General features: G+C 42.9%; 11 protein-coding genes. 4 read left to right on the forward strand and 7 right to left on the reverse strand.

Annotated elements, in window-relative coordinates; genetic code table 11:
• Positions 1–43: 43 nt before the first annotated feature.
• Positions 44–811, forward strand: a complete 768-nt coding sequence (locus QZ407_RS02325) for a TatD family hydrolase (RefSeq protein WP_295767445.1) — start codon at positions 44–46, stop codon at positions 809–811.
• Between the two features lie 52 nt (positions 812–863).
• Positions 864–1,883 carry a type I asparaginase gene (locus QZ407_RS02330; protein WP_295767446.1) on the forward strand — a complete coding sequence of 340 codons (1,020 nt, stop codon included), beginning with the start codon at positions 864–866 and terminating at the stop codon, positions 1,881–1,883.
• Between the two features lie 135 nt (positions 1,884–2,018).
• On the opposite strand, the gene QZ407_RS02335 is transcribed toward QZ407_RS02330, so the two are convergent.
• The 6 genes from QZ407_RS02335 to QZ407_RS02360 all read right to left on the reverse strand — a co-directional run bounded on the left by QZ407_RS02335 (position 2,019) and on the right by QZ407_RS02360 (position 7,561).
• Complete coding sequence (locus QZ407_RS02335) at positions 2,019–2,321, reverse strand: GIY-YIG nuclease family protein (RefSeq protein WP_295767447.1); 303 nt, start codon at positions 2,319–2,321, stop codon at positions 2,019–2,021.
• A gap of 169 nt (positions 2,322–2,490) precedes the next feature.
• Positions 2,491–3,693 (reverse strand): acetate kinase, encoded by a 1,203-nt coding sequence (locus QZ407_RS02340; RefSeq protein ID WP_295767448.1) that lies wholly within the window; start codon positions 3,691–3,693, stop codon positions 2,491–2,493.
• Between the two features lie 87 nt (positions 3,694–3,780).
• Positions 3,781–5,877, reverse strand: a complete 2,097-nt coding sequence (gene pta, locus QZ407_RS02345; protein ID WP_295767449.1) for a phosphate acetyltransferase — start codon at positions 5,875–5,877, stop codon at positions 3,781–3,783.
• 29 nt (positions 5,878–5,906) lie between these two features.
• Complete coding sequence (locus tag QZ407_RS02350; protein WP_295767450.1) at positions 5,907–6,176, reverse strand: hypothetical protein; 270 nt, start codon at positions 6,174–6,176, stop codon at positions 5,907–5,909.
• The gene (locus tag QZ407_RS02355) at positions 6,151–6,804 is read right to left on the reverse strand and encodes a hypothetical protein (protein WP_295767451.1); all 654 of its coding nucleotides are present in this window, start codon (positions 6,802–6,804) and stop codon (positions 6,151–6,153) included. Before QZ407_RS02355 ends, QZ407_RS02350 begins: the two co-directional genes overlap by 26 nt.
• 67 nt (positions 6,805–6,871) lie before the next feature.
• A complete protein-coding gene (locus QZ407_RS02360; protein WP_295767452.1) occupies positions 6,872–7,561 on the reverse strand; it encodes a Crp/Fnr family transcriptional regulator in 690 nt (229 codons plus the stop codon).
• 269 nt (positions 7,562–7,830) lie between these two features.
• On the opposite strand from QZ407_RS02360, the gene QZ407_RS02365 reads away from it, so the two are divergent.
• A complete protein-coding gene (locus QZ407_RS02365) occupies positions 7,831–8,424 on the forward strand; it encodes a DUF4202 domain-containing protein (RefSeq protein WP_295767453.1) in 594 nt (197 codons plus the stop codon).
• 82 nt (positions 8,425–8,506) lie between these two features.
• On the forward strand, positions 8,507–10,090 hold the full coding sequence (locus QZ407_RS02370; RefSeq protein WP_295767454.1) for a PAS domain-containing sensor histidine kinase: 1,584 nt from the start codon (positions 8,507–8,509) through the stop codon (positions 10,088–10,090).
• A 69-nt stretch (positions 10,091–10,159) separates the two neighbouring features.
• On the opposite strand, the gene sprA is transcribed toward QZ407_RS02370, so the two are convergent.
• On the reverse strand, positions 10,160–17,125 hold the full coding sequence (gene sprA / locus QZ407_RS02375; RefSeq protein WP_295767455.1) for a cell surface protein SprA: 6,966 nt from the start codon (positions 17,123–17,125) through the stop codon (positions 10,160–10,162).
• Positions 17,126–17,158 lie beyond the last annotated feature (33 nt).

Below are 17,158 nucleotides of genomic sequence, written 5' to 3' on the forward strand. Positions count from 1 at the left end.
AAAAGCCCTGCGTTAACATCGCAGGGCTTTTTACTTTCGCGCCATGGTACTAACCGATACGCATACTCATCAATATTATGAAACTGATTCTGTTAAAAAGGATGAAGTTATACAGCGGTGCATAAGCAACGGTGTTAGCAGGTTGTTTTTACCTAATGTTGATAGCAGTAGTATTGCGCAAGTGATGGATATGGTAAACCGGTATCCGCAAAACTGCTTCGCCATGATGGGATTGCACCCATGCGATGTAAAAGCCAATTGGGAGGAGGAACTTGAGGTTATTTACGCTGCCCTGCAACAAAACAAAGTATATGCTGTTGGCGAGATAGGAATTGACTTATACTGGGACAAGACCTTTATAAGCGAGCAGCAGGAAGCCTTTCGCCGACAAATTGGTTGGGCCAAAGCTGCAGGTTTACCCATTAATATTCATTGCCGCAATGCGTTTGATGAGGTATATGAGATATTAACCGAGCAGTATGATGATAAGCTACGGGGGATATTTCACTGTTTTTCGGGAACGCTAGAGCAGGCCAATAAAATTATTGACCTGGGTTTTAAGCTTGGAATTGGCGGTGTTGTAACTTACAAAAATGCCGGGTTGGACAAGGTTGTTGAACAAATAGACCTAAAACATGTGGTTTTAGAAACAGATTCTCCGTATCTTACTCCCGTACCGTTTCGTGGTAAGCCTAATGAAAGCTCATATTTGGTACATGTGGCCCAAAAGGTAGCCGATTTGCACCGTATAAGTATTGAGGCAGTTGCCGAAATTACAACTGAAAACTCCAAAATGATTTTTGGGGTTTAATGGTGTTATTAATTAACAATTTATTATTTTCAAAAGTATAACCAATTATTAAATGTGCCAGATACTGATCATCTATACCGGTGGGACAATAGGTATGATGAGCGACCCACGCACTAAAGCCTTAGTGCCCATAAATTTTGAGCAAATTATGGAGAACGTTCCTGAATTGGAGCGTTTAAACTGCCGTATTAAAGTACACTCGTTTGAGGATATTATCGATTCATCAAACATGAGTCCGGCTATTTGGAGCCGCCTGGCCGGTTTAATTCAAAAGCATTACGACGAGGTTGATGGCTTTGTGATTTTACACGGCTCAGATACGATGGCCTATTCGGCATCTGCATTAAGTTTCATGCTTGAAAACCTGGCCAAGCCTGTAATTTTTACTGGTTCGCAATTGCCTATCAGTGCTATACGTACTGACGCTAAAGAGAATTTAATGACGGCCATAGAGCTGGCCAAGGCTAAAAAGAACGATAGAGTACGCGTACCTGAGGTTTGTATATATTTCGATTACAAATTATTTAGAGGTAACCGCGCGTTTAAATATAATTCATCAAAATTTGAGGCTTTCCGCTCACCAAACTATCCGGTACTAGCCGAGTCGGGTGTACACCTGCGCTTCAGTATAAATGATATACGCAAACCAGGCGAAGGTGAATTGATTGTGCATAAAGAGTTTACAAGTGATGTTGCCGTTTTAAAGCTGTATCCGGGTATTAGCCCTAAAGTTGTTGAAAACATTGTAAATTCTGATGTGCGTGGTATTGTAATGGAAACCTTCGGAGCAGGTAATACAACAACCGACCAATGGTTTACCGATTTACTGAAAGGTGCAATTGACAGCGGAAAGGTTATTGTTGATATATCTCAATGTAAGGTGGGTACTGTTGAGTTAGGCCGTTACGAAACCAGCAAGCAACTTAAGGATATTGGCGTTGCCAATGGTTACGATATGACGTTTGAAGCCGCTATCACTAAAACAATGTTTTTATTAAGCCAGTTTGAAGATCCTAAGGAAGTGAACTACTGGCTTGAGCAGGATATTCGCGGCGAATTGACAGTTTCGTAAGAAGAAGGGCTTTATATCCCGCGCGTCATGCTGAATTTATTTCAGCATCCCTTATGCTAAGCCGATTGTTTGCTTGCCTAATGAGGTGCTGAAATAAATTTATTATAACAAACAATGGCATTCAACCATGCTAATCTAATCCAGCTCCAACTCAAGTTTTAAATCCTTCATAGTAGGATTAACTGAAGTAATGAGATTGATTTTCCAGTCTTTGTGCCAATTTTTTAATTGCTTCTCTCTATCAATAGCATCACTAATGCGTTCATAGTATTCGTAATAAATCAAATCATAAAGGCGATATTTCTTTACAAATTTTGAGCCTTCACTGCTGTTTAAATGCTGCCAAACTCTTGCGCTTAAGTTACTGGTAACACCAATATAGAAAGTTGTTCTGTACTGGTTCGACATAATGTACACATGGCCTTGTTTGAATAGCATATTACTATAATCCCTTCATAACCTGTCCTGTGAGATGCCGAAATAAATTCGGCATGACTGTATTTCGTTAACTAATCCTTTTAAGGTCATGTTCAACCTGTTTAGCACCCCAGATGCTTAGTTGGAAATCTGTTTTCTTGTTGTATGTGAAATGAGTTCAACGTGATAGTTATTTGTTCACTATTTCATAGCACTGCTGCGCAATCTCCAGTTCTTCGTTAGTTGGCACAATTAAAATTTTAACCTTTGAGTTTGCCGTACTAATTTCACGAATGCCTTTAGCGCGGGTGCTATTTACTGGAGTGTCAAGTTCAATACCTAAATACTCCAAATCGGTACAAATCAGCTCGCGTATCAGGGCGTCGTTTTCTCCAACGCCGGCAGTGAAAATGATGGCGTCAAGTCCGTTTAAAACAGCAGTATATGAGCCAATGTACTTTTTAATGCGGTAGGCATACAGGTCGTAAGCTAGTTTTGCCTGCTCATCGCCTTGTTCAATGGCTGCGGTAATATCGCGCATATCGCTGTGGCCGGTAAGGCCCAGCATACCGCTGCGCTTATTAAGCAGGTTGCTCACTTGTTCAATGTCATAGCCTAATTGGTTAACCAGGTAAAATACCACCGTAGCATCAATATCGCCCGAACGTGTGCCCATGATTAGCCCGCTCAACGGACCAAATCCCATACTGGTATCAACCGACTGCCCATCGTTAACCGCAGCCATACTGCAGCCGTTGCCCAGGTGTATGCTAATGAGTTTGCTATCAGCCTTACCCAAGTAGTCGGCAGCTTGTTCAGTCACATACTTATGGCTGGTGCCATGAAAGCCGTAGGTGCGTATATTAAAATCTGTATAATATGAATTTGGTATAGCGAAACGAAACGCCTCAGGAGGTAAAGTTTGATGAAATGCGGTATCAAAAACACCTATTTGGGTAGCATTAACAAATATCTTTTCAGCTACCTCAATACCTAAATAACTGGCCGGATTATGTAAGGGGGCTAATTGAAAAGTGCCTTTCAGCTCCTCTTTTACCTTGGCATCAATAATGGTAGTGGTGGTAAAACGCTCGCCGCCATGCACAATGCGATGTCCAACTACCTTAATGTCGGCAGGGTCTTGTATAACGGCAAGTTCGCCTTCTGTAAGCAAAGTGTTTACTTCTTTAAGTCCGGCTTCATGATCGGGCAGTTCTTCAGGCGTAAGTTTAATCACTTTCTCCTCGCCATCAACAAAAACCTTGTGGGTTATGGTTGGATTGCTCAAGCCAATGCGCTCCACCAATCCGCTGCAAACAGGCGTGTTGGTTGGCATTTTAAATAACTGATATTTAATAGAGCTGCTGCCGGAATTAACTACAAAGATGTTCATGTGATTTTGTTTATGGTCAATAGACCATATATATAGCATAGTTTATCAAATTATCATAGTTAATGAACCATCAACTATGAACTAAAATTAATCTTCTTGTGCCTGAATAGCCGTAATGATCACCGTATTAAAAATATCGTCTACTGTACAACCTCTGCTTAAATCATTCACCGGTTTGTTTAAGCCTTGCAACATAGGGCCAATGGCCAAAGCACCCGTTTCACGCTGAACGGCTTTATAAGTGTTGTTGCCGGTATTTAAGTCAGGAAAGATAAGTACGCTGGCCTGACCGGCAACCTCTGAGCCGGGAAGTTTACTTTTACCCACAATAGGGTCAACTGCGGCATCGTATTGTATTGGTCCTTCAACTTTAAGGTCGGGTCGCTTGGTTTTCACTATTTCGGTAGCGCGGCGTACTTTCTCTACATCTTCGCCCTCGCCGGAGGTGCCTGATGAGTAAGATAGCATGGCAATGCGTGGTTCAATACCAAATCGCTGACTGCTTTCGGCTGATGATATAGCAATTTCGGCCAGCTGCTCGGCGGTAGGGTTGGGGTTAACGGCACAATCGCCAAATACCGAAACACGATCAGGCAAACACATAAAAAATACCGACGAAACCACAGAAATACCCGGCTTGGTTTTAACAAACTGCAATGCCGGGCGAATGGTGTGCTGCGTGGTATGCACTGCGCCTGATACCATACCATCTGCGTGGCCTTTATAAACCATCATAGTGCCGAAGTATGAAACATCGGTCATCATATCGGTAGCCATTTCCATATTTACGTTCTTATTTTTACGAAGCTCGTAAAGCGTGTTTACATAGTCCTGGTAAAATTCAGAAGCAGCCGGGTTAACAATATTAATCTTGCTTACGTCGAGATTAAGGCCAAGGCGTTTGATGTTGGCAGTAATATCATCGGGGTTACCCAGCAGGGTAAGCGTTACAATATCCTGGCTTACTAAGCGAGCTGTGGCTCGTAAAATACGTTCATCGTTACCTTCGGGCAATACAATATGTTTCTTTTGGCTTTTTGCCCAATTGGTAATTTGATACTGGAACATGCGCGGCGTAATGCCTCCGCTTGGTTTAAAAGTCACAATCTGCTCATCGAGCTTGGCTACATCAACGTACTTGTTGAATACATCAATAGCCAATTGTATTTTCTTGGTATTATCGGCCGTAATTTTTGAGCGGATGTTACCAATCTCGGTAGTAGTTTGAAAGGTGCCGGTTTTAACCGCTATAATAGGTACAACAGTTTGCAAACCTTGTATCAGCCTTATAATAGGTTCCTCCGGTATAGTATCGGCAGTTAAAACTATGCCGGCAATTTGCGGATAGCTGGTAGATAGATTTGCTTGTAATGCAGCAATTATGATATCACCCCTGTCGCCCGGTGTAATAATGAGCAGGTTATCTTTAATATAGTTTAAAAAATTAGGCACCTGCATAGCACCAGTAACAAAATTATCTACCTGGTTGCTTAAGCGCTCTTCGCCAAATAGGAGTGTTGCGTTTAAGCTTTCACAAATCTCCTTCATGGTGGGCGCCTGCAATACCCGCATAGCAGGTATGATAGCAACAATAACATCGTCAGGCAGTTGGGCAGCAAGCAGTTCGCGTACGTCGTCTGTTTGTTCCTCAGTTATTTTGTTGGCAATAACAGCAAGCACCTGTATTTCGCGTGCTTCAAAGTTGCGCACCATTGTAATGGCCGAATTAGCAATCTGAGCCGTGGTTTTGTTCTCCCCTGATATTACGGCAATAACCGGTGCGCCCAGGTTTTTGGCAATAGATGCATTTACCTCAAATTCAAACGCCGAACCTTCGCCCTGGTAATCGGTACCTTCTATAACGGTAAAGTCGTACTTGTCTTCAAGCTGTTTGTATTTGCGAATGATGGTATCAATCATTTCGCCCTGGCTGCCTGTTTCTGACTGGCGCATAGCTTCCTGCCAGCTGAGGGCATGTGCCTCATCATAGGTAATAGGTAAATCAAAGTAGCTTAGTACGGTTTGTATATGATCGCTTTTATGCTGAGTAGCCGGCCGGCTTACAATGGGTTTAAAGTAGCCTATTTTTTGAGCCTTGCCCAACAGCATATTTATAAGGCCGAGAGATACGATGGATTTACCGCTGTACGGCTCGGTACTGGTAATAAAAACGGTTTTTATCATACAGGCAGAGGTGTTAGTAAGCCAATAGCTTACATGACAAATATAGGAGCTAATAGTTCTTGTGCAATTGCTATTTGATTTGGCTTAATCGCCTCCGCAGCCTCCTCCAGAACCGCTGCATCCGGATGATGAACAGCCCGAGCAGCCACTGCTGCAACCATGTCCGACATCGCTATCACTATGTCCATGCCCTCCGTGGCTATGCCCACCATGCGAATCATTGTCAAATGACGAATCATTGCTGTCACCACACCCTCCAGCCGAATTTTCATTTTAGCGTTGGCGTTTTTCAGTAGCATAAATACTTATGCTTATAAATAAAAAGACCCCACAAAAAAATAGGTGAATCTTTACATCATCAAAATGGCTGATAATGTAAGGTATAATAAAGCAAAGAGCTATGAATACAAATGCAAACAGTAAAAACTGCATTTTGCTAATGATAGAGCGCTTAACTGGCTTGTACTGGCTAATATTTACCCGCTGAAAATTAATATCTGTAAAGCGGCTTTCATTATCCAGCCATATATCTGCAGGAGGTTGAGTATCAAATTTATCTTCGTAAAGCTTGAAAGATTGTGTGTAATAACTGTCGAATTTTTCGGCTTCGGCAATGCCACCTTTGGTGGGGTTATGGTGAATGTCCTGTCCCAAAGTGTCACGGCAAAAATCAAACCAATATGAACGTGTGTAAGTGAGGTGCAGGTGCCAGGCCTGGTCAACTGCATCAGACGGGGTAACACCTGTTGGTGATATACAGCAAAGGAAAATGAATTTTTTATATTCCTCAATCACGCGTTTTGTGTAAGCGCTGCTCCAGCCGTTCTCGCGTGACAGCCGGGCCGTAAAATTAAAACTGCTTTCATCATCGTCAAGATTGAAATTCTCAATCTTGCGCCATAAGGTTTGTTCGGTATGTGTCATCATAGTTTTATCATGACCTTTGCCGAAAGGTATTAAGAAACTTTTACATTCTCTGATGTAAATAAATTACTTATATTGATTTGGTAAGCTCAGTGAGCGCATCAGTATTTACAATGGCTATGCTTTTACCGGTTAAGCTTATGCAATTTTCATTTACCAATTCATTAATTACCCTAAAAACGGTTTCGTAGGTTGCTCCTGCGTATGAGGCAAGGTCTTGCCGGCTTAGGTTAATGTTTATTAAACCACTATCGGTTTTGCCAAACTGGGCTTGTAATTTCAACAGCGCATCTGCTACCCGGCCTTTGACCGGCATATGCGCCAGGTTGCGCATACGGCGTTCTGATATGCGCAGTTCATTTGCAAAAAAGTTTACCAATTGGAAAGTAAGTTGGTTGTTTACCTTTAGCGTACTTTCAAAAAACTTCATATCTATGTAGCAAACCACCGAGTCTTCAAGTGCCGAGGCGGATATCGGATAAATTAAGTCGTCGCCAATACCCCTATGACCTAAAATAGCACCATCTTTAGCAAAACGTAAAATCAGTTCCTTATCAGCATCCCATTTTTTATAAACCTTTACGTTTCCGCTGTAAACAAAGTATATACCCGTAACAGGATCACCTTCCTTGAAAATAAGCTCACCTTTTCTTAATTTATAGTTGGTTTTGTTAGCGCATATAGCCGGACGCCATTCCTCAATGCAATTTTGACACATAAAACAGGAGTTTGCGTCACAAGTAGCTTTATTTCTTTTCATTATTGCGCTTTAAATACTAAAAATTAGAGTCTTTTATTAAAATATGTCTAATTAAATGACAAAACTAATGTTTAAACGCATATAAATGTAACATCTGTATAGAATAGATGTGCGTTTGTTATGTAATTTATATCTAAGCGTTGATTTTTGATGGTTTTGTCGTCGCGAAGTATATATTAAAAGTAAATCGATAATTTGAGTGTTCCAATATCGTATCCCTTATAAAATTGTTTATTTCGCAAAGTGAGCCAAAGGTGCTACTTTGCATAATGAGTAATTTGCAGGCTGCACTACAGCTTTTTGATAGCTATAATCAGCAAGATCCGCGTGTTATAGATAGCAATGGCAAAAGCTATCCGCAGGAATATTTTTATGCACTCAAATTATACGATTGGATAATAACGCTTAATGCTGATGCTACCAACGAATTAATTTTAGCTTCGCGATGTCAGCACATAGGCAGGTGGGAAATACCGCGCGAATCATACCCCGAAGGACGTGACGCATATTTAAAATGGCGTAAGGATTTAGCTTTACATCATAGTGCAATAGCTGGTAAATTAATGATGGAGGCAGGCTACAACGATGCAGATATAGAACGTGTAGTGCAAATTATACTCAAAAAGCGTATTAAGGTTGATGCTGATGTACAAACTATCGAGAATGCGTTATGTCTTGTTTTCTTGCAGTACCAGTATGACGATTTTAGGTTAAAATACGAGAATGAGCCAGAGAAAATGATCAATATTCTTTACAAATCATTATTGAAGATGGATGCGCATGGGCATCATTTTGCATTACAGCTTAAATATAGTGAAGGGGGATTTAAATTAGTGCAACAGGCAATGGCTAAAATGTCTTAATTGAATTAAATTTTTCTTAATTGTAAACACAGCCCGCTAATTATAGTTACTTTGTTGGTTGCAATTATAAGCGTTACCCATTTTGAGCGAGCATAGCCAACTGTTAAAGGAGATTGAGTTTTTAAAAGCCGAACGAAAGCTTTTAACGGAGCGTGTTGCCCTGCTTGAATCGCAACAGGAAAGCAACAGCAGTACGGTTTTTACTGACCAGATGATGCTGCGTACAGTAGCTGATTATTTACCCGTAATGGTGTGGACTGCACAGCCCGACGGGTTTGTTGACTTTGTAAACAAAGGCTACACAGAATACTGCGGGCAAACTATTGCAGAGGCATTAAGTGACGGTTGGGTTCATATTGTGTTTGCCGATGACCTGGATGCTACTACAAGAGCCTGGCAAATGGCCATAGAAACCGGTAACGCTTATGAAATACAATACCGGTTAAAGCGTGCAAGTGATAATTCGTTTCGCTGGCATCAGGCCAGGGCCTTGCCTATAAGTAATGCTCAAGGGCAAACCATACAGTGGTTTGGCACCATCATAGATATACACGAGCAAAAGGAAACCGAAGCTGCAAAAGACGAGTTTTTAAGCATAGCCAGTCATGAATTGCGCACACCCTTAACAAGTGCAAAGGCGCTTATTGACTTAAGTAAACGAATGGCCGATCCGGCTGAAAAGGTATTTCAATTTGTTGACCGTGCATCAGGGCAGCTTAAGCGTCTTGAAAGGCTAATTGCCGACTTGCTTGATGTATCAAAAATACATGCAGGAAAGATGGTTTACAATAAAGAAAGCTTTGACTTTGCAGCCGTACTTCAAGACACCATCTCCCTATTACAGTCCACCGCCGGTAACCATCAGTTATTACTTGAACAAAATGATGCCGTTACCATAACGGGTGACCAGGTGCGTATTGAACAGGTGATTAATAACCTTATTTCAAATGCCATCAAATATTCGCCTGATGCCAACAAGGTTGTAATACGGTCGTCTGTACAGCATGATAACCTGGTAGTATCTGTGCAGGATTTTGGTATAGGAATAAGCGAAGAAAACCTCAACCGTATATTTGACCGGTATTATCGCGCCGATAATAGCTATATGCGCTTTCAGGGCTTAGGGTTAGGATTGTACATAGCTGCCGAGATTATCAAAAGGCATAACGGCAGTTTATGGATTGAGAGTGAAGCAGGAAAGGGATCTACGTTCTATTTTTTATTGCCGCTTAATGGCAAACAATACTTTATAGATATAGATACCGACAACCAAACCTTTTACAAAGGCAACTTCATAACTATAAACTACAACGAGCAAATGAACTGGCTTGATGTTAATTGGTTAGGTTATCAAAATTATGACTCGGTGAAAAAGGGTTGCCTCATTATGCTTGATCTGCTGCGAAAAAACAAATGCGCGAAGGTTTTGAACGATAACACACATGTGTTAGGAAACTGGTCGGAAGCGGCTGATTGGGGCGGCGAGTACTGGTTTCCGGCTATGCAGGAAGCGGGGCTTAAACATTTTGCCTGGATCTACTCTCCAAGCACCTTTAGCAGGCTTTCGGCACATAAAAGCATCGATATTACCATGGGGAAGGTTACTGCTCAATTCTTTGACAGCCTTAATGAGGCCAAACAATGGCTTGCTGCTCAGGCCGGGTAAAACACTATATTAACTTATATCGGTAGCATTTACAACGTATAATGTAATGCACAAACTTTTAAACCGCTACTACTGTAGCAAAAGCTTAAGGTTTATACCAAAATTGGTAAAGGCGGTATTAAAGGTTTGCGAAGTGTAGGGCCGGGTAATGTTTGAATCGTAAAATATATTGAAGTTAAAGCGCTGATTAATTACATAATCAATAGAGGGGCGAATGGTGATATTTTTAGCTCCTGATGATATCTCCGCGGTTTCTACATCGGCACGGTAAATCACAATCTTGTTGTCGCGCAGGGCAAAGTCAAACTTAAAGTTCAAATCATTATTGAGCTTAAAGTTGCTGAACAAGCCAAACGGAAAATGAAAGTTGCGTGTACGGTAACCAAATCCTACCACCATTATATTCTCATTTTGCTGCGCTAACTGACTGTTAAGTACGCTTAAGCTAAGGGTACGGCTGTTGCGGTATTCGGCGCTAAGCGTCATGCTGTTTTTAAAACGCACATCAACGCCTACAAGCGGCACAAACTGTTCAAAAAGCGTTACCTGGGTAAATTGATAAAACGGTAAGAAATCATTATTTACATCGCGCTCAACAGACGCGCCATTTACTTCACGGTAGCGGATGAGCGAATTATAGCTATTTACACTGTAGGTTGAACGGTAACCGTGGCGTAAATCAAATGAATCAAAAAAGTCTTTAAGCCAGCTTACCCGGCTCAATCCGTTATAGGTAATTTGCCAGTTTGGAATAGGTATCTGTGGAAACGAATTTAGCCCCGATTTACTCGCGTCTTTGCCAGCATAAGCGGTTAAGAATGAATTTACCAGTACATCCTGCTGGTTAGGTCCGTACCCATCGGCATAGCCATTGTTACCAGCGCCGGTGGCGTTGCTGTTTTGTGCAGCTAACCGCTGCGATATAATTTGCCGGTTGTTTAAAAGTTGTTGAAAAGCCGCAGAGGTATTATTCAATCCCCTGTCGCGGCTGAATGCGGTACCTATTGAAAGGAATGATACACTGTAAGTACCGGATGTTATAGGGCTTTGGTCTTCAAAATTATTAGTGGCCGGATTGAATTTATAGTTAGTTTGAAAATTACGATCGCGCGTGCGGAAGGCTGTAAGCTCGATATTTAAATCGGGTATTGGGCGTATGGTGCTGCGCAGGTGCATATCCTCATTTAGCGTGGTTGTGTATAATTGATTTTGCAACGTATCGCGGCTGAGCCATCCATTTGCAACGGCTCTTGAACGTAAATCGGCCTGGCTGCCTAATAAAAATCCTATACCTGGCGCGTTTGCGCTAAAATCCTGTCCACCAAAGCCGGTTGTTGGCAAATATCCGGGTAAAAATGTTCCTTGTGTGCGCGTATAGGTTGCGCCCAGATTTTTTACGCTGGTTAGCAAATTCACTAAAAACTTTCCGCCACCTTTAGCATCGGCATTATTAAACTTACGTATGGCACTAAACTTATTATACAAATTGCTCAGGTTAAGGGTAGGGTTGAGTTGAACCGAACGTGAGTTTTGTATGGTATTGCCCACATCATAAGCTGCATTATCAATAGCAAATTTAGGTTGGGTTTGCCAGTTAAAATTGGTGCTGTAACGTGCAATGGCACTTACCCAATCAAATCCCGGTATTTTACTTATAGGTAATGTATAGTTAAAGTTAATGGTGTGATTATAGTTGGTAGTACGGCCTAAACGTTTAAGGTTTTCCCAAAGCGTATCACGCTTCATTCCGTTTATACGACCGGCAGGCTCATCAATAACACCAAGGTTGGTGGCATCAATATCCATTTGCAATGATTTGGTTAAATTCCAGCCTATACCATAAACACGGGTAACGTTGAAGTTTTTGTTAAACGTTGTGGTAGGTATGGGCAGGTAATTATTAGGGTCGTTGTTACGCAGGGTGTTTTCTGAATAAAACCTATCAAAACTAATGGCAAAATTTAACCTTGAAGGAAGAATGCTGAAGTTAAAATCGCGCAACAGGTTCAGCATGTTGGTTTTTATTACTTTTTCTAAAGGCGTATAATACTTTGCCTGGTTAAGATAATTGTAAGCCAGGGCAACCTTGTATATCTTTTGAATATCGTTCTCGGTAATGAAGTCATGGTGCTCATACTCAGAGTAAGCATATGTAGCGTTAAGGTTCTCTACATCCCACAATTTGGCCGGTGCTGCCTGGTTTGATTTTGACTTGTGTACGTTGGTAAAGTTTATGCTTTTGCGCATGGTATAATCTTGCGCTACACGTTTTATCTCATCTTTTTTCTCCTGCGTTGGTGCATTAGCAATAGCAGTCTTTAACTCAACATCGGGTTGTGCCGGGTTAAACTGCGGCATAGCTACCTGTTGCGATACGTTTACATACATTGGTATGCGCATACCGGTTTTAGCCGGGAAAAACTTACCTAACTCTAAACTGCCGGCCATATCAAAAGTGTGACTATCATGACGGCTACGCTCGCTTACGCGCTGCTCAATTGATCCAAAACCAATGGTAGTTTTGCTGCCAGCCAACGTAATGTCGGCAAAATCGGCAAGTTTTGCGTTTAGGCGTGCAGTTGCAGCCCAGCCACCACGCTGGTCAAAATCGGTAAGGCGTAGTTCGTTAAACCACACAATGGCATTTTTATCGAACCCGCCCGATTGCCTGTACGGGTTACGTATACCCAGCATAATAGCCCTCAAGCGGCTTAAATCGGGCTGACCCTTAATGGTTATTTTATTGTTACCATCGGTTACCGTGAAAGGAATATTTATTGATGCAAGCTGTCCGGCTGCAATGGCGTTATCGCGCGCAAGCTTAGCGCGGGTAAGTGCGGCCAGCTCAATGTCCATGTTATTGGCAGCAGGCCATATAGCACTGGCATCTGATGTGCCGGGGCGGGTAATTTTCAGCGGAACCTCGTACTCATAGTAGCTATCCTGGTAATCGACACCTAAACGTATAAAAGCGCTTAGGTCGTTATCGTTAAGCTGTTCGCCTTCGGCATGTACAAAGAGTTGTAAACGTTTGTATGAGCGTAAGTCATTATAAAACGTACGGTATGCAGCCCGCGAGTAACCGTTACGCAGGTTGGTAACATTTAAAGATAAAGATTGCTCATTAAGGCGCGTATCAGTACGGAGGTTATTGTAATCACGCTGACGCTCAATACCCGGAGGCAGCACATAAGGTATTGGCGAACGATTGCCATTAGCCTCCAGGTTTACTGCCTGTACATTTAGTACCGAAGCATCTAAAGGTGGATTGATGAGCGCAGGGTCGGCAATAACCTTGGTAGCATTGTTTTCTACATTATAACCACGCCATTCGCCCCTTACCAGTTGAAGGGTACCCATACGCAAAACGGCGGTATCGGCAAAGTTGGTCATAAACATACGCATGTAACGTATGGCCTTAAAATCCTGAATATTTCCCTCGCGCGAGTTATAACCAGCAATAGGAACCCTAAACTGGTACCAGTTAACACTTTGCGTGGTGCCATCAGGCAAACGCACTTGTGCGGTAACACGATCGTTAATAAAGTTTTGACCGATTACCATATCCTGCGGGCGGATGGATACTTTGTATTGGAAATACTCGTCGGCCTGGCTCATGCTGTTATCTCTGTTCAAATCTTCCCCGTCAGGAAAAGATGTGGAGGCCGAGGTAGATACGCCAAGTTCGGTTTGTGACTGCTCCGCTGTTTTAGAGTTGCCCTCAGTTCCGTTGTATTTACTGTAGCGCTGCAAGATGCCGGCACGTGATTGATCTAGTTGTGGTCCCTGGTAGTACTGGTAATTATCTGAAGAAGGGTCGGCCGCAAGTGCGTTGGCCGCTGCCGGGCTTAACTGAGACCTTAACTGCTGTACAAAGCCAGAAAATTTAGTTTGCTCACCGGCATCATTCAAACCATCTAAACCTATATCCTGCAGCCGGCGTGCATCTGGGTTATTGTCAAAAGCATTAATTACGGGTTGCAGGCGGGGTACGCGTCCCCAAACGGTTTCGTCGGTTCCGTTAGCACTGCCATCAGGAGGTAAGCCGTTCTCTACAGACTTACGGCCGTCTTTCAAAATATCTTCAGATATGCTTCCAAGGTTTAAATATAAATCACCCCCTTGCGAGTTGGGTTTATAAATGAACGGATCCATCATCCAAAACTCAATATACTGAACGTTGAGCGATTCAAAATCATTAGTCTCCAGCTTACGGAACATGCCACCCCAACGGCTGCGTGGATTTTGCAGGGTACCATCAGGATTGATGCCCGTTGTGGTATAATTGTACTGACCGCGTGTGTTTGGGTAAAAAGCTAAATCGAGAGTGGGTAAAATTAACGGCTGCCCCGTTACCGACTGCCGGTAGGGTAGTACTTCGGTTTCAAGCACCTGGCGCACGTAATGGTTTGATAAATCGGCGCGTGTTAAATTGAATTGAGCGGTTGATGTATAAAATATGGGGTCGATGTTGTAAAAGGCTAAACGGGCGCGGTTATAACCGTAGCTTAAGTCATTAAACAGCCGCGACTCGTTAAACAGCTGCGGTGTTCCTGATATTTGCCAGCCAAGTGCACTTTTAAGGTCAATTACTGATTGGCTGCTTTCAAAATCATCAAGATATGACGTTCCGTTTTTTGATCCTGCAAAATTTATGGCACGCGGGCTGCCCGGCATTAACTGGGCAAATTCGCCCGAAAAATTGATGTATGACGGAACTTTAGTGTTAATGAGCGGCAAACGATCAATAATACGAGTTAGCCAGCGCGACTCGGAACTGTAATTTACGTCGAAACCGGCAATGGTGTTTGAAACCGACTCTTCGCCAATAATTTGCTTTTGAGTGAGAGGCTGCTCAGACAAGTGCATTATAGTGGCACCTAAGTTAAGCTTGGAGTTGGCCCTATAATCAAACCTTGAGCCGTACAGAGTTTTTTGCTGTACGCCAAAAAGCTCATTATTTTCGATGTTAACGGTAATGGGTTGACCTGATGATAGCAGCGATTGGTTAAGGATGCGTATGCGGCCAATGCTATAATCAACCGTAAAATCGGCTCCCTCCTGCAAGCGTAAAGCTCCTGCGTTAACTACTACCGACCCTTGAGGTATGTTCACTGCGTTTAATTGGTACTCTGAGCCGGATTGTGACGTGTAAGTACCCCTGATTACATAGCGGTTGAGCTGAGGAAAATATTGTTGAGCAATGGTACGTACCGAGTCATACAGCGGCTGGTAAACATAACGGCTTTGCAGGTTAGGGCTGTTTGATAACCGCCGGGCCAAATCGCTGCCGAAGGGCTCAATGGTTGGGAACATAATGCGCCCGTTTTGCGAATCAATGGTAATACCTTCCAGAAAGTCAAAGTATCCATCAGGTCGCTTATCATTTTGCTGGTTAAGGTTATCAAGGTTGGTAAGCTGAAGCCAAAGTTTGCCGCGTACGGTTGTATCACCTTCGGTAAGCAGTGGCTTTTCAATGTTTGATTGGTCGTCAACCCGCGCAATGGTCATCCTGAAATTTACCGGACTAACCTGGTAAGCACCTAATGAGTAAATGTTTTTCATCATCAGGTCCCAGGTGGGCAGGTTGGTTTTCAATATCTCATTCTTCAGCATCTTTACATAAAGTGCCTTAGGGTTTACTGCATCAACCGGTATATCGTTTGAAAATTCGCCTACCTGATATTCCCTGCCGTTATAGGTGTACCGGTAGGCCACGGCCAACACCTCATCGTTGTTCAAAGGGTAGTTAAGTGATATATAACCTAATTGCGCATGCAGGGTGTATTCGCGCGTGGTAAGCTTACGTGCATAAGGCAGCTTTACGTAATTATCAGTAGCACCGGTAGCCTGAAAGAATGTGGCAACGTCATTTGAGTTTGTTAAACGGCCTTGATTGGGCAAAGCTTGCAGGTTTTGAAGCAAATTGTTTGATTGCTGCGTAAACCCCGGGCCAATGAACCCCGCCGGCAAGCCCGAAGTACCACCCTGAACGCGCACAGTATTGTAAGGGCGGTTTTCGCCTAAATCAAGTAAACCTATAATATCGCGTGAATCGGTAGTGGAATTGGTACGGTTGGTAGTCCAAACCTCTACACGCGTTATCGTAACGTTTGAGCTGATAATAGGAATGTTAGCAAGCGCTTTGTTATAATTATCTCTGAAGTACTGCGCCAGGAAAAAGTGACGGTTGGCTTCATAGTCGGCCGGAGTAAGCCTGAACTCTCCTTGCTGTGAGCCGTTGGTTATAGTAATGGTTTTGGCCTGCGAGCGCTGCTGCGAAAAAATACTGGTAACATCCAATTTGCCGAACTTCATTTTGGTTTTTAAACCAAATAAGGCTTGGCTGCCACGAATTAGCGACGTGTTAAGCGGCATACTCACGGTACCTGCTTCTATTTTTTGAATGATTTCATCGGGGCGGCCGGTATAATCCAACTTAACCTGGTTTTCAAACTGAAACTGGGCATCAGTATTGTAGTTTGTAGCCAGTTTAAGCTTATCACCAATAGCACCCGTAATGTTCATTTGAATGCGCTGATCAAAATTAAAATTGAACTGTTTGCGCTGGCGGGTATTAAACAGCGGATTTTGGTTGCTGTTTACCTGTCCTGCAAATATGAGCTGGGCTGACCCCTGCGGACGGATATCAATAGTATTACTGCCAAATATTTGCTCAAACGTACGGCTGCGTACCTTTATTTGCGGTATAAAGCCCGGTTGCTGTGAGTCATAGGCATATTTATCAGCCAGCTCCCGAAAGTATTCGCGGCGGTTTTGTTGTTGGGTAAGTTGCAGGTACTCGGTGAACATTAAATAACGCGGTGCCCGGTACATAAGGTTACCCACCTTTTCAATAAGCACATAACGGTTGGTAGCTGCATCGTACTGTATAACCCGCTCAAGGTTTGGCGGATCGGGCATGAAATCTCCCTGCCTCACACGAGCGTTGCGTGATTGCGGCTTTTTGTAAGGTACCTTAATGGTAAGTGAGTCTTTAGAATTAGGCGTAACCTGGGCAAAAAGAGGCCTCATCCCGCCACAGGTTAACATCAACAATCCCACTAA

It is taken from the genome of uncultured Mucilaginibacter sp. (genome assembly GCF_913773635.1).
Lineage (GTDB): Bacteria > Bacteroidota > Bacteroidia > Sphingobacteriales > Sphingobacteriaceae > Mucilaginibacter.

What these genes read in the sequence shown, in the direction of transcription:
- QZ407_RS02325 (WP_295767445.1), top strand. Translation starts at nt 44, where the DNA reads ATGGTACTAACCGATACGCATACTCATCAATATTATGAAACTGATTCT.
- QZ407_RS02330 (WP_295767446.1), top strand. Translation starts at nt 864, where the DNA reads ATGTGCCAGATACTGATCATCTATACCGGTGGGACAATAGGTATGATG.
- QZ407_RS02335 (WP_295767447.1), bottom strand. Translation starts at nt 2,321, where the DNA reads ATGCTATTCAAACAAGGCCATGTGTACATTATGTCGAACCAGTACAGA.
- QZ407_RS02340 (WP_295767448.1), bottom strand. Translation starts at nt 3,693, where the DNA reads ATGAACATCTTTGTAGTTAATTCCGGCAGCAGCTCTATTAAATATCAG.
- pta (WP_295767449.1), bottom strand. Translation starts at nt 5,877, where the DNA reads ATGATAAAAACCGTTTTTATTACCAGTACCGAGCCGTACAGCGGTAAA.
- QZ407_RS02350 (WP_295767450.1), bottom strand. Translation starts at nt 6,176, where the DNA reads ATGCTACTGAAAAACGCCAACGCTAAAATGAAAATTCGGCTGGAGGGT.
- QZ407_RS02355 (WP_295767451.1), bottom strand. Translation starts at nt 6,804, where the DNA reads ATGATGACACATACCGAACAAACCTTATGGCGCAAGATTGAGAATTTC.
- QZ407_RS02360 (WP_295767452.1), bottom strand. Translation starts at nt 7,561, where the DNA reads ATGAAAAGAAATAAAGCTACTTGTGACGCAAACTCCTGTTTTATGTGT.
- QZ407_RS02365 (WP_295767453.1), top strand. Translation starts at nt 7,831, where the DNA reads ATGAGTAATTTGCAGGCTGCACTACAGCTTTTTGATAGCTATAATCAG.
- sprA (WP_295767455.1), bottom strand. Translation starts at nt 17,125, where the DNA reads ATGAGGCCTCTTTTTGCCCAGGTTACGCCTAATTCTAAAGACTCACTT.